17 protein-coding genes and 1 pseudogene are annotated in these 19,688 nt (G+C 69.2%); 9 read left to right on the top strand and 9 right to left on the bottom strand.

The features are described from left to right. Positions 1-289: 289 nt before the first annotated feature. Positions 290-2,995 carry a phosphoenolpyruvate carboxylase gene (gene ppc / locus BJP32_RS13155; RefSeq protein WP_076224440.1) on the top strand — a complete coding sequence of 902 codons (2,706 nt, stop codon included), beginning with the start codon at positions 290-292 and terminating at the stop codon, positions 2,993-2,995. Here ppc and BJP32_RS13150 read toward each other — a convergent pair whose 3' ends face one another. Then, the gene (locus BJP32_RS13150) at positions 2,996-3,961 is read right to left on the bottom strand and encodes a magnesium and cobalt transport protein CorA (RefSeq protein WP_003166660.1); all 966 of its coding nucleotides are present in this window, start codon (positions 3,959-3,961) and stop codon (positions 2,996-2,998) included. A 234-nt stretch (positions 3,962-4,195) separates the two neighbouring features. Further along, the gene (locus BJP32_RS13145) at positions 4,196-6,379 is read right to left on the bottom strand and encodes a M3 family metallopeptidase (RefSeq protein WP_046653057.1); all 2,184 of its coding nucleotides are present in this window, start codon (positions 6,377-6,379) and stop codon (positions 4,196-4,198) included. 121 nt (positions 6,380-6,500) lie between these two features. Here BJP32_RS13145 and BJP32_RS13140 point away from each other — a divergent pair, with 121 nt between their 5' ends. Next, entirely contained in the window at positions 6,501-7,364 is an 864-nt protein-coding gene (locus BJP32_RS13140; protein ID WP_076224438.1) for a glutamate racemase, read from the top strand. A gap of 11 nt (positions 7,365-7,375) precedes the next feature. Here BJP32_RS13140 and BJP32_RS13135 read toward each other — a convergent pair whose 3' ends face one another. Next, positions 7,376-7,888, bottom strand: coding sequence for an S-type pyocin family protein (locus tag BJP32_RS13135; RefSeq protein ID WP_076224437.1), 513 nt, complete (start codon positions 7,886-7,888; stop codon positions 7,376-7,378). Positions 7,889-8,021: 133 nt separating this feature from the next. Here BJP32_RS13135 and coaBC point away from each other — a divergent pair, with 133 nt between their 5' ends. Genes coaBC through BJP32_RS13120 form a run of 3 tightly spaced genes read left to right on the top strand, consistent with a single transcriptional unit; the run spans position 8,022 to position 10,162 of the window. Further along, on the top strand, positions 8,022-9,245 hold the full coding sequence (gene coaBC, locus BJP32_RS13130; protein WP_076224435.1) for a bifunctional phosphopantothenoylcysteine decarboxylase/phosphopantothenate--cysteine ligase CoaBC: 1,224 nt from the start codon (positions 8,022-8,024) through the stop codon (positions 9,243-9,245). Between the two features lie 17 nt (positions 9,246-9,262). After that, a complete protein-coding gene (gene dut / locus BJP32_RS13125; protein WP_003166655.1) occupies positions 9,263-9,712 on the top strand; it encodes a dUTP diphosphatase in 450 nt (149 codons plus the stop codon). Between the two features lie 48 nt (positions 9,713-9,760). Continuing rightward, entirely contained in the window at positions 9,761-10,162 is a 402-nt protein-coding gene (locus BJP32_RS13120; protein ID WP_076224485.1) for a BLUF domain-containing protein, read from the top strand. A gap of 77 nt (positions 10,163-10,239) precedes the next feature. Here BJP32_RS13120 and dapB read toward each other — a convergent pair whose 3' ends face one another. From dapB to dnaK, 3 genes are all read right to left on the bottom strand, one after another. After that, positions 10,240-10,989, bottom strand: coding sequence for a 4-hydroxy-tetrahydrodipicolinate reductase (gene dapB, locus BJP32_RS13115; protein WP_076224433.1), 750 nt, complete (start codon positions 10,987-10,989; stop codon positions 10,240-10,242). Next, positions 10,986-12,191, bottom strand: coding sequence for a molecular chaperone DnaJ (dnaJ, locus tag BJP32_RS13110; RefSeq protein WP_046653051.1), 1,206 nt, complete (start codon positions 12,189-12,191; stop codon positions 10,986-10,988). The genes dapB and dnaJ overlap by 4 nt, the downstream gene beginning before the upstream one ends. A 191-nt stretch (positions 12,192-12,382) precedes the next feature. Continuing rightward, positions 12,383-14,290, bottom strand: coding sequence for a molecular chaperone DnaK (dnaK, locus tag BJP32_RS13105; protein WP_003166651.1), 1,908 nt, complete (start codon positions 14,288-14,290; stop codon positions 12,383-12,385). Positions 14,291-14,576: 286 nt separating this feature from the next. Here dnaK and BJP32_RS13100 point away from each other — a divergent pair, with 286 nt between their 5' ends. Together BJP32_RS13100 and BJP32_RS13095 are read left to right on the top strand one after the other, a co-directional pair. Beyond that, a complete protein-coding gene (locus tag BJP32_RS13100; RefSeq protein ID WP_076224432.1) occupies positions 14,577-15,224 on the top strand; it encodes an alpha-ketoglutarate-dependent dioxygenase AlkB in 648 nt (215 codons plus the stop codon). A gap of 73 nt (positions 15,225-15,297) precedes the next feature. Further along, the gene (locus tag BJP32_RS13095; protein WP_046653049.1) at positions 15,298-16,203 is read left to right on the top strand and encodes a dienelactone hydrolase family protein; all 906 of its coding nucleotides are present in this window, start codon (positions 15,298-15,300) and stop codon (positions 16,201-16,203) included. 134 nt (positions 16,204-16,337) lie between these two features. Here BJP32_RS13095 and grpE read toward each other — a convergent pair whose 3' ends face one another. From grpE to BJP32_RS13080, 3 genes are read right to left on the bottom strand one after another with little or no spacing between them, the layout of a single operon-like run. Then, a complete protein-coding gene (gene grpE / locus BJP32_RS13090; RefSeq protein ID WP_046653048.1) occupies positions 16,338-16,964 on the bottom strand; it encodes a nucleotide exchange factor GrpE in 627 nt (208 codons plus the stop codon). Next, a complete protein-coding gene (hrcA, locus tag BJP32_RS13085; RefSeq protein WP_003166648.1) occupies positions 16,961-18,055 on the bottom strand; it encodes a heat-inducible transcriptional repressor HrcA in 1,095 nt (364 codons plus the stop codon). Before hrcA ends, grpE begins: the two co-directional genes overlap by 4 nt. Continuing rightward, positions 18,052-18,606, bottom strand: coding sequence for a GNAT family N-acetyltransferase (locus BJP32_RS13080; RefSeq protein ID WP_233126841.1), 555 nt, complete (start codon positions 18,604-18,606; stop codon positions 18,052-18,054). Before BJP32_RS13080 ends, hrcA begins: the two co-directional genes overlap by 4 nt. Before the next feature lie 44 nt (positions 18,607-18,650). On the opposite strand from BJP32_RS13080, the gene rph reads away from it, so the two are divergent. Both rph and BJP32_RS17365 read left to right on the top strand, forming a co-directional pair. Further along, on the top strand, positions 18,651-19,376 hold the full coding sequence (rph, locus tag BJP32_RS13075) for a ribonuclease PH (RefSeq protein ID WP_040346471.1): 726 nt from the start codon (positions 18,651-18,653) through the stop codon (positions 19,374-19,376). Positions 19,377-19,443: 67 nt separating this feature from the next. Then, positions 19,444-19,688, top strand: a pseudogene (locus BJP32_RS17365) (hypothetical protein); the annotation flags it as partial.

Genomic DNA, 19,688 nt, shown 5'->3' with positions numbered 1-19,688 from the left:
AGCCTCCATGAGAAACGCCCATAGGCGGGCGACCTCTGCGAACGATCACGTCGACAGAGGCCCTCTCCGGGCTCATCCATCCATGAAAGGATGGGGTCGTCCCGGTGGAGGCGCAGGTTCAATTGCGCCGGAAGTCGCGGCTTATGGCGGAAAAGCAAGGCGATGTCGACTCCGTTTCTCGCGACGAAAGGCGACCACACAAAGGGTTTCTGCGTTGCAGCATGGGCTGGCGCGTTCGGATCCCGCTGATACGGTTCCTGTCCGGCCTCCCCGCTGAGAGACGACCTACATGACCCAATCCCCCGAGTTTCCCCACGACCGCCTCCGCGACGAAGTCCGGCTTCTGGGCGCCTTGCTGGGCGAAGTGATCCGCGACGAGGGCGGCCAGGATCTCTACGACCGTATCGAGGCGGTGCGGCGGGCCTCGGTGGCCTATCACCGCGACCCGGCCTCGGACGACGCTTCGGAGCTGGAGCGGCTGCTGGGCGAGCTGTCGCTGGATCAGGCCATCGGCCTGACGCACGGCTTCGCCGCCTTCTCCCTGCTGGCCAACGTCGCCGAGGATCGCGCAGGCAAGCGCCGCGCCCAGGCCCAGGCCGAGGCCGGCGAGCGCGCCGACACCCCCGAAGGCGTGCTTAAGCGTCTGGCCGAGGCGGGCGCCGACAGGGACGCCGTGCGCGACCTGCTGGCCCAGGCCCTGATCTCGCCGGTGCTGACCGCCCACCCGTCCGAGGTGCGCCGTAAGAGCGTCATCGACCGCACCACGGCGGTCGGCGAACTGCTGGACGGCTGCGACCGCGACGGGATCGCCTGCGACGCCGACACCCTGAAGGCCGCGCTGCGCCGCCAGATCGTCATCCTGTGGGCCACGCGGCTGACCCGCGCCTCGGCCCTGGTGGTGCAGGACGAGATCGACACCGTGGTCGACTGGCTGCAGCGCATCTTTCTTCATGTCGCCCCGGCCCAGCTGGCCGAGTGGCGCCGCCTGCTCGACGCGCCGGACCTGACGCCCTTCGTGCGCATCGGCTCCTGGGTCGGCGGCGATCGCGACGGCAACCCCAATGTCGACGCCGACACCCTGCGCGCCGCCTTCCGCAGCCAGGCCCGGGCGGCGCTGGGCTTCTATCTGGACGAGGTGCACGCCCTGGGCGCCGAACTCAGCCTGTCCATCGACCTGACCCGCGTCACGCCCGAACTGGCCGCCCTGGCGCAAGGGTCGGGCGACGCCTCCATCCAGCGCGCGGATGAACCCTATCGCCGGGCGCTCAGCCAGATCTACGCCCGGCTGTCGGCCGCCCACCCCGCCCTGACCGGCGAGCCGACGCCGCGCCCGGCCCGCTTTGACGCCCCGGCCTATGACGGACCCGACGCCTTCCGCGCCGACCTGAACATCCTGCATGACAGCCTGGTGCGGACCCACGGCGCCGTCTTCGCCGACGACCGGCTGGCGCGGCTGATCACGGCGGCGGACGTGTTCGGCTTCCACATGGCGACGCTGGACCTGCGCCAGAATTCGGACGTGCATCAGCGCGTGGTCGCCGACCTGCTGAAGGTCGCGGGCGTCTGCCCCGACTACGCCGCCCTGGACGAGGCCGAACGGCTGGCCGTGCTGGCGCGCGAACTGGCCAGTCCCCGTCCCCTCTTCTCCCCCTATGCCGACTACGCGGCCGAGACGCTGAAGGAGCGCGCCATCCTTCAGGCCGCCGCCGAGGCCCTTTCGACCTTCGGCCCGCAGGCGATCCGCACCCACATCGTGTCCAAGACCGACGCCGCCTCGGACATGCTGGAGGTCTATCTGCTGCTCAAGGAGGTCGGCCTCTACGACCCGGCCGATCCCGGCGCCTGCCCCATTCAGGCCGCCCCCCTGTTCGAGACGATCGACGACCTGCGCGCCGCCCGCGCCACCCTGGAGCGCGTCCTGGCCGAGCCTTCCGCCCGCGCCGTGGCCGAGGCGCGCGGGGTGCAGGAGGTGATGATCGGCTATTCGGACTCCAACAAGGACGGCTCCTACCTGACCTCGGGCTGGGAGCTGCACGAGGCCTCGCGCGCCCTGCTGGAGGTCACGCGCGCGGCGGGGGTGCGGCTCCAGCTGTTCCACGGCCGGGGCGGCGCCGTGGGGCGCGGCGGCGGCTCCGCCTTCTCAGCGGTGCTGGGCCAACCCGCCGGCACCGTCGCGGGCCGCATCCGCGTCACCGAACAGGGCGAGGTCATCGCCAACAAATACGGCGAGCCGGAAGTGGCCCAGCGCAACCTCGACGCCCTGACCTGCGGAACCCTGCTGGCCTCGCTGGGGCCGCAGTCCGACGCGGGCTACAGCGCCGAGCACGGGGCCGCGGCCGCGCGCCTGTCGGCCGCCTCGATGAAGGCCTATCGGGCCCTCGTCTATGAGACGCCGGGCTTCGTCGACTATTTCCGCGCCGCCACCCCCATCGCCGAGATCGCCGACCTGAAGATCGGCTCGCGCCCGGCCAGCCGCACCGCCTCCCCCGCCATCGAGGATCTGCGCGCCATTCCCTGGGTGTTCAGCTGGTCGCAGTCGCGGGTCATGCTGCCCGGCTGGTTCGGCTTCGGCTCGGCGGTTCAGGGCGAAGACCCGGCCGAACTGCGCGCCATGGCCGAGACCTGGCCCTTCTTCCGCACCGTGGTCCAGAACATGGAGATGGTGATGGCCAAGGCCGACATGGCCATCGCGCGCCGCTACGCCGGCCTGGTCCCCGACGCCGCCCTGGCCGAGCGCATCTATGACGCCATCCGCGCCGAATGGGACCGCACCGTCGCGGCCGTCCTGTCGATCACCGGCCAACAGACTCTATTGGGCGGCCAGCCCGAACTGGACCGGCTGATCCGCCAGCGGATGCCCTATGTCGAGCCGCTGAACCATGTGCAGATCGAGCTGATCCGGCGTCGCCGCGCAGGCGACGACGACCCGCGCGTCAGCAACGGCATCCTGCTCGCCATCAACGGCGTGGCGGCGGGCCTCCGGAACAGCGGCTGATCACAGCCACCGGGTCCGCTTGAAGGTGACGTAAAGGCCGATGCAGATGGCGACGATCAAGGCCAGCACCGCCGGATAGCCATAGGTCCAGCGCAGCTCGGGCATATGCTCGAAATTCATGCCGTAGATGCCCGCCACCGCCGTCGGCGTCGCCAGGATGGCGGCCCAGGCGGCCAGCTTGCGGGTGATGACGCCCTGGCGCTGCTGTTCCAGCAGGTTGGACACCTCGAACACCGAGGCCAGGATGTCGCGCAGGCCCGCCGCGCGGCTGGCGACGCGGCGCACATGGTCGGCCACGTCGCGGAAGTAGGGCCGCACCTCGCGGTCGATGCAGGGCAGGTCCAGCGACTGCAACTTGACGCAGAGCTCCTCCATCGGCCCCAGCACCCGGCTGAACTTCACCAGTTCGCGACGCAACTGGAACAGGCGGGTGATGTCGTCGCGCGACAGGAAGCTGTCCAGCGCGACCTGCTCCATCTCCAACACCTTGTCCTCGATGGCGTCGATGATGGGGATGTAGCCGTCGACGATGAAGTCCAGCACCCCGTGCAGGATGAAGTCCGGCCCGTGGCTCAACTGGTGCGGCGAGGCCTCCAGTTGGGCGCGCAACTGGGTGTGCGCCCGCGCCGATCCATGGCGGATGGTGATGACGTAGTTGGGGCCGAGGAAGACGTGGGTCTCGCCATACAGGATGCGGTCGCCCTTGGCCTGGGCCGTGCGGGCGACGATGAAGAGTTCGGAGCCGTAGACCTCCAGCTTGGGGATCTGATGCGCCGACAAGGCGTCCTCGACCGCCAGGGGGTGCAGGTGGAAACGGCGCACCAGGACGTCGAACTCTTCATCCGACGGCTCGTGCAGGCCGATCCAGAGGTACTCCCCCCTGGCCAGGCTCAGCCCCTGAGCCGTCAGCGGCGCTTCGCGCACCCGCTTGCCGTCCTTGTAGACGTAGGAGGCGACGACGCTCATGGGCGCTCCTTCTTTGCTGTGCCGCGATCAGAAGGCTCCGCCTTCTCGACCCGACGCAGCCCGTGACACAGCCAAGGCTTACGCCACCCCGGCCGAAATAGAAAAGGCCCGGCGGATTTCTCCGCCGGGCCCCCTCTTTGGTTGGGCCGCGGTCAGAAGGCTTTCGCCTTCTCGACCCGACGCGGCCCTAGGCGCCCAACGGGCCTCAAGTAGCCCGAAGGGCGGTAGGCCCACTTAAGAAACCGGGAAGCCGCGCACCTTCAGCAGGGCCGCCACGTCCGGGTTGCGGCCGCGGAACTGGCGATAGGCGTCGCCGCGATCCGTGGTGTTGCCCGGCGCCAGGATGATCGACTTGAAGCGGCCGCCGATGTCCGGATTGAAGACGTCGCCCGACTCCTCGAAGTAGGCCCAGGTGTCGGCGTCCATCACTTCCGACCACAGGTAGGAGTAGTAGCCGGCCGAATAGGCGTCCGAGGTGAACAGGTGATTGAACTGCGGCAGGCGGTGCCGCATCACGATCTCCTTGGGCATGCCCAGACGGCCCAGCGAGGCTTTTTCGAAGGCGTCGATGTCGGTCGGCGGCGTCGCCTGGGTGTGCAGGTCCATGTCGACCAGGGCCGAGGACAGGTAGCTGACCGTGGCGTAGCCCTGGTTGAAGGTCGAGGAGGCCTCAATCTTGTCCACCAGCGCCTGCGGCATCGGCTGCTTGGTCTCGACGTGCTTCATGTAGCCGTCGAGGATCGGGCGGCTCAGCACCCAGTGCTCGTGCACTTGCGACGGATATTCCACGAAGTCGCGCGGCGTGTTGCCGAACGACGGATAGGTCACCACCGACGAGAAGTAGTGCAGGGCGTGGCCGAACTCGTGGAACAGGGTCTCGGCGTCGTCCAGCGAGATCAGCAGCGGCTGACCGTCCGGCGCCTTGACGAAGTTGTTGTTGTTCGACGCCAGGATCGGCTTGGAGCCGGTCAGCTTCGAGAACGAGCGGTAGGTCGTCATCCAGGCGCCCGAACGCTTGCCCGGACGGGCGAAGTCGTCGGCGTAGAACAGGCCGATCAGCTTGCCGGTGGCCTTGTCCGTGACCTCATAGGTGGTCACGTCCGGCTCGAAGGTCGAGACCTGGCCCTTGGGCAGTTGCTTGAAGACGAAGCCGTACAGGCGCTCTGCCATGTAGAAGGAGGCCGCGCGCACGGCGTGCAGCTCGAAGTAGGGCTTCAGCTCGTTCTGATCGAGGTCATACTTCGCCTTACGCACCTTCTCGGCGTAGTAGAGGTAGTCCCACGGCTCGATGTCGTGGCCGGCGATCGCCTTCATGTCGGCGACTTCCTCGGCGACGCGGGCCTTGGCTGGCGCCCAGACGCGCTGCATCAGGTCCATCGCCGCGGCCGGGGTCTTGGCCATGGTGTCCTGCATGCGCCATTCGGCGTGGTTGCCGAAGCCCAGCAGGCGGGCGCGCTGCTGACGCAGGGCGACGATGCGGGCGATGGTCGACTTGGTGTCGTTGGCGTCGCCGTTGTCGCCGCGCTTGGCGAACTTGGTCCACACCTGCTGGCGCAGGGCGCGGTCGTCGGCGAAGGTCAGGAAGGGATCGACGCTGGAGCGGGTGTTGACGATGGCCCAGCCCTGGACGTTGCGCGTGCGCGCAGCCGCCGCGGCGGCGGCCTTGTTCGATTCCGGCAGGCCCTTCAGACCGGCCTCATCGGCGATGACGGTCCAGGTGTTCTCGTCGGCCACCACCTTCTGGCCGAAGCCGGTGAAGGCGTTCGACAGGTCGGTGTTGATGCGGCCCAGCTCGGCCTTGCCGGCGGCGTCCAGAGCGGCGCCGTTGCGCACGAAGGCGTCGCGGCTGCGCTCGGCCAGACGCTTCTGCTGGGCGTTCAGGCCCGCCGCGTCGGCGCCGTCGGCCACGGCCTTGATGCGGGCGAACAGCTTCTCGTTGAAGGTGATCTCGTCCGAGGCGGCCGACAGGATCGGCGACAGCTCGGTCTCCAGAACGTCCCACTGCTCGCCGCCGATGTTCGACGTCATCACGCTGAACACGTTCAGGGCGCGGTCCAGCGGCTCGCCCGCCATCTCCATCGCCGCCATGGTGTTGGCGAAGGTCGGGGCTTCGGCGTTGTTCGCGATCGCGGCGATGTCGGCGCGTTGCAGTTCAATGCCTTCCAGGATGGCTTCGCGCATCTTGGGCGCCGTCACCTTGTCCCAGGGCGGCACGCCCTCATACGGACCGGTCCAGGGCTGCAGCAGCTCGGCGCGCGGCGCGGTCGCCGGCAGGACGGCGCGGGCGATACGGGCCTCATCGGCGGTCGTCAGGGCGGCGACGGCGCCGCTCACGGCGCTCTCCACGGCCCCGGCCGAGGCGCAGCCCGACAGGGCGAAGAGGCTCGCGCCCCCGATGAGAAGATGGCGTCTGTGCATCCAGGTCTCCCAACCATTGCTGTTTCGGACGTCCTTCGGCGCAAGGGCTTTTGGCGTCGCATAAATCCGGTTTAGTCCTAACTATTGGACGGCGAAACCCCGCGAGGCTAAAGGCCGCTGCATGGCGATAGGCGTTTTCGACTCCGGCGTGGGGGGCCTGACGGTCCACCGCGAACTCACGACCCGCTTTCCGACGCGGGACTTCATCTATCTGGGCGATCAGGCCCACGCGCCCTATGGCGGGCGCGGCGGCGAGGACATCGTCGCGCTGACCCGCGCCGGGTGCGAGCGCCTGTTCGAGGCCGGCGCCTCGGTGGTGATCCTGGCCTGCAACACCGCCTCGGCCATCGCCCTTCGCCGCCTGCAGCAGACCTGGATTCCGGGGATGCGCGAAAAGCTGGGCCGGCCGGTCAACATCCTGGGCATCATCGTCCCGACCATCGAGGCGGCCACCGGCCTGCCCTGGTCGTTCGAGGCCGAGCGCGAAAGCCGCCTGGAGGGCGAGAAGAAGGAGGCGATCGACATCACCGGCGTCTTCTGCACCGCCGCCACCGCCATGAGCCGCGTCTATGAGATCGAGATCGACAAGCGCCGCGACGACCTGGCCGTCTTCACCGAAGCCTGCCCCGGCCTGGCGGGCCTGATCGAGCTGGGCGCCCCGGCCGAGGAGCTGAAGGTGGTGGTCGACGACCACGTCGACGCCCTGCGCCGCCGCATCGGCCGCCACCCGGACAAGGCCATCCTGGGCTGCACCCACTATGAGATCGTGGCCGACCTGTTCGCCCAGGCCCTTCCGCCCGGCGTCCAGGTCATCAGCCAGCCCGCCGCCGTGGCCGACTCGCTGGAGCGCTATTTCGACCGCCACCCGGAATACGACCTGGGCGCGTCGGCGCGCCGCGACTTCTTGACCACGGGCACGCCCGGCCCGCAGTCGGATCTGGTCGCCCAGTTCTGGGGCGCGCCCCTGACGTTCGATCCGGCCTAGGCCGACGCCCCCTACTCGGCGGAGCCTGACGCGTTGCGGCGCTGGCCGAAGGTCGGCGCTCGCTCCTTCTGCTGCGCCCAATAGGCGGGGCCGTCGTCGGGCTTGAACATGGTGCGCGGGACGCCGTTGCGATCCACGACGGCGAAGGTGTTGGTCGAGGCCTGATAGAAAAGGGTGTCGCCGTTCGGCCGCTTGACCGTCTCGGTTCCCCTCGGCGCGTCCTCGGTGAAGGCCCGCACCTTCTGAAGATAGTCATCGGCCGACGTGGCGCCGAAATCCGCGCCGTTGCGCGCATAAAGCCTCTGCACCTTGGCGTCGGCGGTCTCGCGCCGATTGGCGGTGACGGGCGGCTTGGCCGCTTCGACCGCAGCCGTCTCGACCGCAGCATCCGGCGCCCCCGCCGAAGTCAGGCCGACCGGCTCGGCCGCGCTTCTCTCGCGCGTCTCCACCGCCGAACCGCCGTTGTCGCACCCGGCCAGCACCAGCACCGTCGCGGCCAGCGCCGCTGTCACCCGCATCCGCATGGAAACCCCTCCCGACATTCCGTCGAACACAGTTAGGCACAAGATTTTTGTTCCGACAATGTTCCATTTACACCCGCACCAACCAGACCGCTTTGTCTCGACGCCGTCACGCGACGCGGCTACAGATTTCCGCATGACCGCACCCTCGCTTTCCGGCCGCAAGGTTCTGCTGATCGTCGGCGGCGGCATCGCCGCCTATAAGGCGCTGGAGCTGATCCGCCTGCTCAAGAAGGCGGACGCCGAGGTCATGACCGTCCTGACCAAGGCCGGGGCCGAGTTCGTCACCCCCATGTCGCTGGCGGCCCTGACCGGCCATCCGGTGCGGCAGGCTCTGTTCATGCCGGAAGACGAGACGGCCATGGGCCATATCGAGCTGTCGCGCTGGGCCGATCTGGTGGTGGTGGCGCCCGCCACGGCCGGGCTGATCGCCAAGGCGGCCAACGGCATGGCCGACGACCTGGCCTCGACCACGCTTCTGGCCACGGACAAGAAGGTGCTGCTGGCCCCGGCCATGAACGTGCGCATGTGGCTGCACCCGGCGGTTCAGGCCAATGTCGCGCGGCTGAAAGGCTTCGACGGCTTTCACGGCATGGCCGTGGTCGGGCCGGACGACGGCGTCATGGCCTGCGGCGAGTTCGGGCCGGGCCGCATGGCCGAGCCGCCGGTCATCTTCGACACGATCGCCCGCCTGCTGGCCGGACCGGACGGCCGCCCGCTGGCCGGCAAGACCGCCGTCGTCACCGCCGGACCGACCTTTGAACCCATCGATCCTGTGCGCGGCCTGACCAACCGCTCCAGCGGCAAGCAGGGCTACGCCGTCGCCGCCGCCCTGGCCGAGCTGGGGGCGCAGGTGACGCTGATCTCCGGTCCCGTGGCGCTGGATGCGCCCGTCGGCGTCAACCGCGTCTGGGTCGAGGCCGCGACAGAGATGAAGGCCGCCGTCGAAGCGGCTCTTCCCGCCGACATCGCCGTGATGAGCGCCGCCGTGGCCGACTGGCGCGTGGACGGCGTCGCCTCGGGCAAGATCAAGAAGAAGCCGGGCGGTCCGCCGTCCCTGGCCCTGATCGAGAACCCCGACATCCTGGCGGGCGTCTCCGCCCCCGGTCCGCGCCGTCCGAAACTGGTGGTCGGCTTCGCCGCCGAGACCAGCGACCTGGAGGCCAACGCCCGCGCCAAGCTGTCGCGCAAGGGGTGCGATTGGATCGTCGGCAACGACGTGTCCGACGAGGTCTTCGGCTCGGACGGCAACGCCGTGACCCTGTTCACCCAGAATGGCGCCGAACCCTGGCCGCGCCAGTCCAAGACCGAGGTGGCGCGCAAGCTGGCCCTGCGCATCGCCGATCACTTCAAGGCCTGAGAGAGACCCTCCCCGACATGACCGTCATCCGCGTCGAACGCCTGCCCCACGCCGAGGGCCTGGCCCTGCCCGCCTATGAGACCCCCGGTTCGGCCGGCATGGATCTGCGCGCCGCCCTCGGCGAGGGCGAGACCGTGGTGCTGGAGCCGGGTCAACGCAAGCTGATCCCCACCGGCCTGAAGATCGCGCTGGAGCCCGGCTATGAGGCCCAGGTGCGCCCGCGCTCGGGCCTGGCGCTGAAGCACGGAATCTCGGCGCCCAATTCGCCCGGCACCATCGACAGCGACTATCGCGGCGAGGTCGGGGTCATCCTGATCAACCTCGGCGAGCTGCCGTTCGAGATCAAGCGCGGCGACCGCATCGCCCAGATGGTCATCGCCCGATACGAACAGGCGCAAATGATCGAGGTCGAAGCGGTGGACGAGACCGCACGCGGAGCCGGCGGCTTCGGCTCAACCGGACGTTGACCGCGACTTTGCTTTCACACCCGTAGATAATGGTCTAGCGTGATCGCCATGAACACGCTGGACCAGCTCGTCTATTGCAGCCGCTCGCGACTGGCCCCGGAGGAGGAGGCGTCGGCGATGACGGACATCGTCCATATCGCCGCCTTCCTGAACGCTCGCAACGGCATCACCGGCGCGCTGACCCTACAGGACGGCGTGTTCGTGCAGGTTCTCGAAGGAACGCCGACAGCTCTGGATATTCTGATGCTCCATCTGCATTTCGATGAGCGTCATGAAGAAATCGAGGTCGTCGCTCGTGGCCAGATCGAGCGCCGCGCCTTCCCGGCTTGGGGCATGACGGCGCCGGCGCGTGGCCGGTGCGAAGCGCTCCGCCGCTTGATCGACAGCCGCTCCAACGATCTGGGCGCCTGGCGCGCGGCCATGGGCGCCCTTCTGGCCGAACCCGCCTGACCGGAAGGACGTTGCGCTCAAGCAGCGAGCCGCCGCGCGGCGAGCGATAGCACAGGGGCGCGCCAGCGCCCCCAACATCAAGCCTGACGGAAGCCCAACACGTCCTGCATGTCGTAGAGACCGGGACGACGGTTGCGCACCCAGGCGGCGGCGGCCACGGCGCCCTTGGCGAACAGGCTGCGGTCCATGGCCGAATGCGACAGGGTCAGCATCTCGTCTTCCGAGGCGAACATCACGGTATGGTCGCCGATCACCCCGCCCGCCCGCAGGGAGGCGAAGCCGATCTTGCCCGTTTCGCGCGGGCCGGTGATGCCGTCGTAAGGGGCGCTGCGCAGTTCCTTCAGGTCGCGGCCACGGCCGTTGGCCGCCGCCTCGCCCAGCATCAGGGCCGTGCCCGAGGGAGCGTCGACCTTGCGCCGGTGATGGGTCTCCAGCACCTCGATGTCCCAGTCGCGCGCATCCAGCCGCAGGGCCGCGTGCTCGACCAGGCCGATCAGGATGTTCACGCCCAGGGAGAAGTTGCCGCTCATGACGATGGCGATCTTGTCGGCGGCGGCCTCGATCTCGGCCTCCTGCTCGGGCGTCAGGCCGGTCGAGCCGACGACCAGCGCCGGTCCGCCCGCCGCAGCGCAAGCCTTGGCCAGGGCGACCGAAGCCTCGGGCGTCGAGAAGTCGATGATGACGTCGCACAGCTTCAGATCGACCGTCTCGCCGCGATCGAAACGGGCGGCCACCACCACGTCCTCGCGGGCGTCCAGAACCTGTGAAACGGCGCGGCCCATGCGGCCCCGGGCGCCGGAGATGCCGGCGTGGAAGATGTCGCTCACGCGGTCTCTTTCGGATTATCGGCGTCGCCGCCCAGGATGTCGGCCCAGAAACGCTTGGCCTTGCCCGCGAAACTGGTGTTGCGGGGCGTCTGGGTTTCGCCCAGGGAGGCGGCCAGTTCGGACAGCAGCTCCTTCTGACGCGCGGTCAGATCGGTCGGCGTCTCCACGAACAGCTCGACCACCAGATCGCCGCGGCCGCGCCCGTTCAGGTGCGGCATCCCCTTGCCCTTGATGCGGACGGTCTTGCCGGTCTGGGCGCCCGCAGGCACCTCGACCGCCGCCTTGCACTTGCCGTCGCAGGCGTCGGAAACCAGACAGGGGGCGTCGACGATGCCGCCCAGGGCCGCCACCGTCATCGGCACCGGCACCGTGACCAGCAGGTCCAGGTTGTCGCGCTCGAACAGTTCATGCGGCAGCACCGACAGGAAGACATAGAGGTCGCCGCGCGGCCCGCCGCGCTGGCCGGCCTCGCCCTCGCCCGACAGGCGGATGCGCGAGCCGTCATCCACGCCCGCCGGCACCTTGAGGCTGAGCTTGCGGGTCTTGCGGACCTGGCCGTGGCCCCGGCAGGTGGTGCAGGGGTCGGCGATCATCTCGCCCGAACCGCCGCAGCGGGGGCAGGTGCGCTCGACCTGGAAGAAGCCGTTGGCCTGGCGCACGCGCCCGGCGCCGCCGCAGGTGTTGCAGATGGTCGGCTTGGTGCCCGCCTTGGCCCCCGAGCCGTCGCAGACCTCGCAGGTCATCAGGGTCGGGATGGCGATCTCGACCTCGGCGCCCTTATAGGCCTGCTCCAGGGTGATCTCGAGGTCGTAGCGCAGGTCCGAGCCGCGACGCGGCCCGTGGTTCTGGCGTCCGCCGCCGCCCCGGCCGCCGAACGCGTCCCCGAAAGCGTCGCCGAAGACCTGGGAGAAGATGTCGTTGATGTCGTGGAAGCCCTGGCCGCCTTGGCCGAAGGGATTGCCCCCGCCCGCGCCGCCGCCCACGCCCGCATGGCCGAAGCGGTCATAGGCCGCGCGTTTCTGCTCGTCCGACAGGACGGTATAGGCCTCGGAGATTTCCTTGAAGCGGGCCACGGACTCTTCGGAGCCGCCGTTGCGGTCGGGGTGGTGCTCCATCGCCAGCTTGCGATAGGCGCTCTTGAGCACGGCCGCATCGACCGTCCGCTCGACCCCCAGAATCTCGTAATAGTCACGTTGCGCCATCAGGCGTTCGTCCTCTTACTTTCCCGCCGCGCCAGGGTTCTGTTCGGCCTCTCTTGATCTGGAGGCGCTCCGTTCGCGGATGACCGACGGCCTGCCTGATGACATGGGCGCCCGGTCGAATGATGCAAGTTTCATGAAACGGCCCCGCCTGCCGTCTGGCAAGCGGGGCCGAACATCAGCGGGGCGCCGGTTTAGGCGTCCTTCTTCTCGTCCGTGTCCGAGACTTCCTCGAACTCGGCGTCGACCACGCCGTCGTCGGCGGGCTGGCCTTCAGCGGCGCCGTCGGCCCCGCCCTGCTGGGCGGCGTACATGGCCTCGCCCAGCTTCATCGAGGCCTGAGCCAGGGTGTTGGTCTTCTCGCGAATGGCCTCGGGGTCCGTGCCGTCCTTGGCCGACTTCAGATCGTCCAGAGCCGACTGGATGGTCGCCTTGGTCGCGTCGTCGATCTTGTCGCCGTGCTCGGCCAGAGCCTTCTCGGTCGAGTGGACCAGGCTGTCGGCGCCGTTCTGGGCCTCGACCAGCTCCTTGCGGGCCTTGTCGGCCGCGGCGTTGGCCTCGGCTTCCTTGACCATGTTCTCGATGTCGGCGTCCGACAGGCCGCCGTTGGCCTGGATGCGGATCGACTGCTCCTTGTTCGTCGCCTTATCCTTGGCCGTCACGTGGACGATGCCGTTGGCGTCGATGTCGAAGGCGACCTCGATCTGCGGCATGCCGCGCGGCGCGGGCGGAATGCCCATCAGGTCGAACTGACCCAGCACCTTGTTGTCGGCGGCCATCGGGCGCTCGCCCTGGAAGACGCGGATCGTCACGGCCGACTGATTGTCGTCAGCGGTCGAGAAGACCTGGGCCTTCTTGGTCGGGATCGTCGTGTTGCGCTCGATCAGGGGCGTGAACACGCCGCCCAGGGTCTCGATGCCCAGGGTCAGCGGAGTCACGTCCAGCAGCAGCACGTCCTTGACGTCGCCTTGCAGCACGCCCGCCTGAACGGCGGCGCCCAGGGCCACGACCTCGTCGGGGTTCACGCCCTTGTGCGGCTCCTTGCCGAAGAATTTCTTCACGGCTTCCTGAACCATCGGCATGCGGGTCATGCCGCCGACCAGCACCACTTCATCGATGTCCGAGGCCTTCAGGCCCGCGTCCTTCAGCGCCTTGGCGCAGGGCTCGATGGTGCGCTGAACCAGGTCGTCGACCAGGGCTTCCAGCTTGGCGCGCGACAGCTTGATGTTCAGGTGCAGCGGGCCCGAAGCGTTCATGGTGATGAACGGCAGGTTGACCTCGTACTGGGTCGTCGAGGACAGCTCCTTCTTGGCCTTTTCGGCCTCTTCCTTCAGGCGCTGCAGGGCCAGCTTGTCCTGGCGCAGGTCGACGCCCTGCTCCTTCTTGAACTCGTCAGCCAGGTAGTCGACCAGACGCAGGTCGAAGTCCTCGCCGCCCAGGAAGGTGTCGCCGTTGGTCGACTTCACCTCGAACACGCCGTCGCCGATCTCCAGGATCGAGACGTCAAAGGTGCCGCCGCCCAGGTCGTAGACGGCGATCTTCTGACCGTCGTTCTTCTCAAGACCATAGGCCAGGGCGGCCGCGGTCGGTTCGTTGATGATGCGCAGGACTTCCAGACCGGCGATCTTGCCGGCGTCCTTGGTCGCCTGACGCTGGGCGTCGTTGAAGTAGGCCGGAACGGTGATGACGGCCTGGGTGACCTTCTCGCCCAGATAGGCCTCTGCGGCTTCCTTCATCTTGCCCAGGGTGAAGGCCGAGACCTGCTGGGGCGAATAGTCCTTGCCGTGCGCCTGGACCCAGGCGTCGCCGTTCGGGCCCTTGACGATCTCGAAGGGCACCATGCCCTTGTCCTTGGCCACCACCGGATCGTCATAGTTGCGGCCGATCAGGCGCTTGATGGCGAAGAAGGTGTTGGCGGGGTTGGTCACCGCCTGACGGCGCGCAGGCTGGCCGACGAGGATTTCACCGCCGTCCTGGATCGCGACCACCGACGGGGTGGTGCGGGCGCCTTCGGCGTTTTCGATGACCTTGGGGTTCTTGCCGTCCATGACGGCGACGCACGAGTTGGTCGTGCCGAGGTCGATGCCGATGATCTTGGCCATGGGCTTGTCTTTTTCACTCCTTGCGGCGGGCGATGCGGCGGCCTCGGAAAATCAAGCGCCGCGCGTGACCGCCCCCAGTTGGGCTTTTGAGATTGTGCCTCGCCGGACGACGCCCGGTTCGGCGGTGGATGGGGTCGGCGGACAAACCCCTAACGAAAAGGGGGTTATCGCCGGATTGGCTCGGATATGGGAAAGACCGCAGGGGCTGCAAGGCCTTCCGCCCGGTTCCGGCCAGATTCCGCGCCTTATGGCGGACAAGGCGGCGCGGCGCCGCTAAATTCGGTCGATGATCCCGCAAAACCGCCTGCAATCGTCCAGAAAAGAGCTGAGGGAAGCGCCGACGGCCCTGCCCGGCTTTCGCCTGTGGCCCGGCCTGCTGGACGCCGCTGAACAGGCAGAACTGCTGGCCGAGGTGCGGCGAGGGCTTGAGGCGGCGCCCCTCTATCGCCCCGTCACGCCGGGCGGGCGGCCCTTCTCGGTGCGGATGAGCAATTTCGGCGCCCTGGGCTGGGTGTCGGACCGCGCGGGCTATCGCTATCAGCCGACCCATCCCGTGACCGGCGCATCCTGGCCCGCCATTCTCGACCGGTTGCTGAACCTGTGGGACGCCCTGACCGGCTGGCCGAGCCCGCCCGACGCCTGCCTGGTCAACCTCTATCAGGGCGAGGCCAAGATGGGCCTGCATCAGGACAGGGACGAGCGCGACCTGACGGCGCCCGTGCTGTCGATCTCCCTAGGCGACACGGCGGTGTTCCGCATCGGCCCAGCCGAAGGCGGCGCCACCCACAGCGTGCGCCTGGCCTCCGGCGACGTCTGCGCCCTGACCGGCCCGGCGCGGTTGGCGCGTCACGGGATCGACCGGCTGCTGGCGGGCTCGTCGCGGCTGCTGCCCGGCGGCGGACGAGTCAACCTGACCCTGAGGGTCGCGGGCTAGGCGGAAAGACTCGACGGCGCGCAAAAAGCCGGGGCACTGTCACGCCTTCCACAGCGCCAACCGGAGACCCGAGATGACCCTGATCACCCGGCCCGAGGGCCTGAGCCCCGACCAGATCGCCCCCAGCCGCCGCAGCCTGGGCGCAGCCACGGCGGGCGGCCTGTTCTTCGCCGCCTACGCCCCCGCCGCCCTCAGCCAGTCGGCCCAGCCGATCGCCACCGACACGGCGGGCCTGATCACGGCCGACGCGGCCTATCCGGCGCCCGACGGCTTCGCCCTGCCCGCCTATGTCGCCCGACCCGAAGGCGCCGGCCCCTTCCCCGTCGTCATCGTCGTGTCCGAGATCTTCGGCGTGCACGAATACATCCGCGACGTCTGCCGCCGCCTGGCCAAGGCGGGCTATGCGGCCGTGGCCCCCGCCTTCTTCGTCCGCGTCCAGGATCCCGCCCCGCTCAGCGACATGCAGGCGATCCAGCGCATCGTCGCCGCCGCCGGCTACGACCAGGTGATGGGCGACATCGGCGCCACGCTGGACTGGATCGGCGCCCAGCCCTGGGCCAAGGCCGACAAGGTCGGGATCACCGGCTTCTGCTGGGGCGGCAAGGTGGTGTGGCAGGCCATGGCCCGCTTCCCGACGCTGGACGCCGGGGTCGCCTGGTACGGCCGCCTGTCCCCCGCCGCCACGGCCACTGACGAGCAGAAGACGGCGGGCCGCCCCTGGCCCATCGACCTGGCGGGCGAACTGAAGGCGCCGGTGCTGGGTCTCTATGGCGGCCAGGACAGCGGCATTCCCAACGACACGGTCAAGGCGATGAACGACGCCCTGAGCGCCGCGGGCCGGAGCGACAGCTCCATCATCCTCTATGACGGCGCCCCGCACGGCTTCCACGCCGACTATCGCGCCTCCTATCGCGAGGCGGACGCGAAGGACGGCTGGCGGCGGCTGCTGGCGCTGTTCAATTCGAGATTGAAAAACTGACCCTTCCTTCCGCTCGCCCCGGCGGACGCCGGGGCCCAATGCTTTGGCCGCAAGCGCGGCGCGGGAAGCCAAGCAAAGAAAAACGGCCCGACGCATCTGCGCCGGGCCGTCGTCGTTTCAGCGCGCGAAGACCATCAGGCCTTGGCGTCGAAATTCCCGCCGGTCGTGTTCGGGTCCGCATAGGCGCCGCCCGCCGCGGCGCCCGAGCCCTTGGCCGCGACCACCACCATGGCCGCGCGCACGGTGCGGCCGAACAGGGCGTAGCCCGGCTGCAGCGTCTGGATGACGGCCCCGCCCGGCACGGTGTCCGAAGGCTGCTCCATCATCGCCTGATGCAGGTGCGGATCGAAGGCGTCGCCCGGCGCCGGATCGACGCGGGTCAGGCCGTTGGCCTCGAAGGCCGACAGCAGGGACTTCTGCGTCAGCTCCAGCCCCGTGACCATGGCGGCCGCCGGACCGTCCGCATCCTTCGGCGCCGTCGCCAGACCGCGCTCCAGGGTGTCGGCCACGCTCAGCAGATCCTTGGCGAAGCGCTGAATGGCGTAGGCGCGGGCGTCGTTCTGCTGCGTCTCGGCGCGGCGCTTGACGTTCTCGGCCTCGGCCACGGCGCGCAGGGCGCGGTCCTTCCACTGATCGCGCTCGGCGATCAGGGCGTCGACCACAGCCATGTCGCCGTCGGCGCCTTCCGCCGCAGCATCCGCCTCGGACTCCTTGATGTCCTGCTCGAGTTGATCCCGGGTCTCGTCGTTGATGTCGTTCACGTCTCTTGTCCGTCCAGAATCCGGCCCAGCACCCGGGCGGTATAGTCCACCAACGGGATGACACGGGCGTAGTTCAACCGCGCGGGCCCGATGACGCCGATGGCGCCCAGCACCCGCTGCCGGCCCGACATATAGGGCGCCGCGATCACGGCGGAACCCGAAAGCGAAAAGAGTCGCGTTTCCGCGCCGATATAGATGCGCACGCCCTGAGCCGCGCCGACGTCGTCCAGCAGGCCGATCAGCTGCTCCTTCTGCTCCAGATCGTCGAACAGGACGCGCACCCGCTCCAGATCCTCGGCCGCGCGGGCGTCCTGCAACAGATTGCCGCGCCCGCGCACGATCAGGTTGCGGTCGTGGCCTGCGCCGCCCGCGCCGCCGCTCCAGGCCGCCAGCCCATCTTCGACCAAGCGGGCGGCGGCGGCGTCCAGATCGCGCCGGGCGGCCTCCATCTCGGCCTTCATCTCATGCCGGGCCTCGGCCAGCGGACGGCCCTTCAGCCGGGCGCTGAGGAAGTTGGACGCCTCCTGCAGGGTCGAGGGCGTGACGCCGGGCGCTAGGTTCATCAGCCGGTTCTCGACCACCCCGTCGTCGGCGACCAGCACGGCCAGCGCCTGTCCGCCGCCCAGGGCCACGAACTCCACATGACGCACGCCCGCCTCGCGCACCGGGCTGGCGACGATTCCCGCCCCGCCCGCCAGACCCGACAGCAGGGACGAGGCCGCATCCAGCGCCTCCTCGACATTGCGGCCGCCGCCCTTGGCGCCCAGAACGGCCAGCCGAGCGTCGATCTCGCGCCGTTCCTCCTGACCGATGTCGCCGACTTCCAGGAGACCGTCCACGAACAGCCGCAGGCCCGCATGGGTCGGCGCCCGCCCGGCCGATGTATGCGGCGAGGCCAGCAGCCCGGCCTGCGTCAACGCCTGCATGGTGTTGCGGATCGAAGCGGGCGACAGGTCCAGCCCGGCGCGCGACAGGGTGTGCGACCCCACCGGCTCGCCCGTCTCCAGATAGCTCTCGACCACCCGCCGAAAGATGTCGCGCGCCCGCGCGTCCAGCGTCGCCAGGCCCGGCGAGGGATGCAGCAGGCTCATGCCGCCATCCTCCGCGCCGCCCAGTCCGCGCGGGTCAGGCGATGGACCAGGCAGTCGTCCGTCCCGTTGAAAACGCGCCGCCCCTCCGGCCGGAAGCCCAGCCGCTGATAGAAACTATGCGCCTGCGTGTTGGAGTTGAGCGGATCGATCACCACCGCCTCGACCTGCGGCCGGGCGAAACAGGCGTCCAACGCCTGGGTCATCATCTGCGTCCCATGGCCCCGGTTCAGGGCGTCGGCCTCGCCGATCCAGATATCGAGGGCGCGCAGGTTCGGCTCGATCTCGCCCCAGTAGCCGTTGGGCTCGCCCGCCGGGTCGATGTCCAGCATGGCGCCGATCGGACGGCCGTCGACCTCGGCGATGAAGTAGCGGAAGACGTCGGACTGCGCAGCCAGCTCCTCGTCCCAGTCGGCGGCCTCATGATGGTCGGGGTCGTCGGTCAGGCAGGCGACGACATGCGGCGCCGTGTCCCAGCGCGCCAGGATCGCGGCGTCGGCGGCCAAGGCCGGACGAAGACGCACGACAGACGGGTCAGGGCGGGACAGGCTCATGGTTTCAGGATAAGCACGCGCCATCCCGCTTCCAAGGAATTCCCATGCGCCCGTCCGAACGCACCCCCGAACAACTCCGCACCGTCACGCTGGAAACCGGCGTCAACCGCTACGCCGAAGGCTCGTGCCTGGTGTCCTTCGGTCACACCAAGGTGCTGGTGACTGCCTCGATCGAGGAGAAGGTGCCGGGCTGGATGCGCAACACCGGCCAGGGCTGGGTCACGGCCGAATACGGCATGCTGCCCCGCGCCACCCACACGCGCGGCCGCCGCGAAGCCGCCGCCGGCAAGCAGTCGGGCCGCACCCAGGAAATCCAGCGCCTGATCGGCCGCTCCCTTCGCGCCGTGGTCGACCTCAAGGCGCTGGGCGAACGTCAGGTGCTGATCGACTGCGACGTGATCCAGGCCGACGGCGGCACGCGCACCGCCTCCATCACCGGCGCCTGGGTGGCGATGGCCTCGGCGCTCAACTACCTCAAGGACGAGGGCGTGCTGACGACCGATCCGATCCTGGATCAGGTGGCGGCCGTGTCCTGCGGCGTGTTCAACGACCTGCCGGTGCTGGACCTCGACTATGAGGAAGACTCCACCGCCGAGGCCGACAGCAACTTCGTCCTGACCGGCGCGGGCCAGATCGTCGAAATCCAGGCCACCGGCGAGAAGCGCGGCTTCAGCCGGGCCGAGTTCGACCGCCTATTCGAACTGGCCGAAATCGGCTGCACCGAACTGTTCGCCCTGCAGCGCGCCGCCGTCGAGGCCGCGCGCCGATAAGGCTTTTCGCGGAGCCGGATCGGGGCCATCGTCGTTGCAAAGGCGAACCCCGATCCCGGAGCCCCGCATGACCCGATCGCCCCTTCTGGCCTGCCTGATCCTCGGCGGCCTGCTCGCCGCCTGCCAGCCGCGCCCGGAGCCGGCGGCCTCCGCGCCGGCCCCGACGCCCGCGCCTTCCCCCGCCCGCGAGCCCGAGGCCCGCCTGCCCGAAGGCCCGGACATGGCGCCCCAGCCGGTTCCGATCGACGACCGGCCCTGCCTTGAGACCCTGGGCGAAGCGGCTTCGGCCCGCCTGGTCCAGCGCTGCATCGC

Origin of the sequence: Brevundimonas sp. ZS04, assembly GCF_001956865.1 — a bacterium.
GTDB lineage: Bacteria > Pseudomonadota > Alphaproteobacteria > Caulobacterales > Caulobacteraceae > Brevundimonas > Brevundimonas diminuta.
This window is presented reverse-complemented; position numbering and strand designations above follow the sequence as displayed.

Excerpts from the sequence above, each read along its gene's own strand:
- ppc (WP_076224440.1), top strand. The coding sequence starts at position 290 with ATGACCCAATCCCCCGAGTTTCCCCACGACCGCCTCCGCGACGAAGTC.
- BJP32_RS13150 (WP_003166660.1), bottom strand. The coding sequence starts at position 3,961 with ATGAGCGTCGTCGCCTCCTACGTCTACAAGGACGGCAAGCGGGTGCGC.
- BJP32_RS13145 (WP_046653057.1), bottom strand. The coding sequence starts at position 6,379 with ATGCACAGACGCCATCTTCTCATCGGGGGCGCGAGCCTCTTCGCCCTG.
- BJP32_RS13140 (WP_076224438.1), top strand. The coding sequence starts at position 6,501 with ATGGCGATAGGCGTTTTCGACTCCGGCGTGGGGGGCCTGACGGTCCAC.
- BJP32_RS13135 (WP_076224437.1), bottom strand. The coding sequence starts at position 7,888 with ATGCGGATGCGGGTGACAGCGGCGCTGGCCGCGACGGTGCTGGTGCTG.
- coaBC (WP_076224435.1), top strand. The coding sequence starts at position 8,022 with ATGACCGCACCCTCGCTTTCCGGCCGCAAGGTTCTGCTGATCGTCGGC.
- dut (WP_003166655.1), top strand. The coding sequence starts at position 9,263 with ATGACCGTCATCCGCGTCGAACGCCTGCCCCACGCCGAGGGCCTGGCC.
- BJP32_RS13120 (WP_076224485.1), top strand. The coding sequence starts at position 9,761 with ATGAACACGCTGGACCAGCTCGTCTATTGCAGCCGCTCGCGACTGGCC.
- dnaJ (WP_046653051.1), bottom strand. The coding sequence starts at position 12,191 with ATGGCGCAACGTGACTATTACGAGATTCTGGGGGTCGAGCGGACGGTC.
- dnaK (WP_003166651.1), bottom strand. The coding sequence starts at position 14,290 with ATGGCCAAGATCATCGGCATCGACCTCGGCACGACCAACTCGTGCGTC.
- BJP32_RS13100 (WP_076224432.1), top strand. The coding sequence starts at position 14,577 with ATGATCCCGCAAAACCGCCTGCAATCGTCCAGAAAAGAGCTGAGGGAA.
- BJP32_RS13095 (WP_046653049.1), top strand. The coding sequence starts at position 15,298 with ATGACCCTGATCACCCGGCCCGAGGGCCTGAGCCCCGACCAGATCGCC.
- hrcA (WP_003166648.1), bottom strand. The coding sequence starts at position 18,055 with ATGAGCCTGCTGCATCCCTCGCCGGGCCTGGCGACGCTGGACGCGCGG.
- BJP32_RS13080 (WP_233126841.1), bottom strand. The coding sequence starts at position 18,606 with ATGAGCCTGTCCCGCCCTGACCCGTCTGTCGTGCGTCTTCGTCCGGCC.
- rph (WP_040346471.1), top strand. The coding sequence starts at position 18,651 with ATGCGCCCGTCCGAACGCACCCCCGAACAACTCCGCACCGTCACGCTG.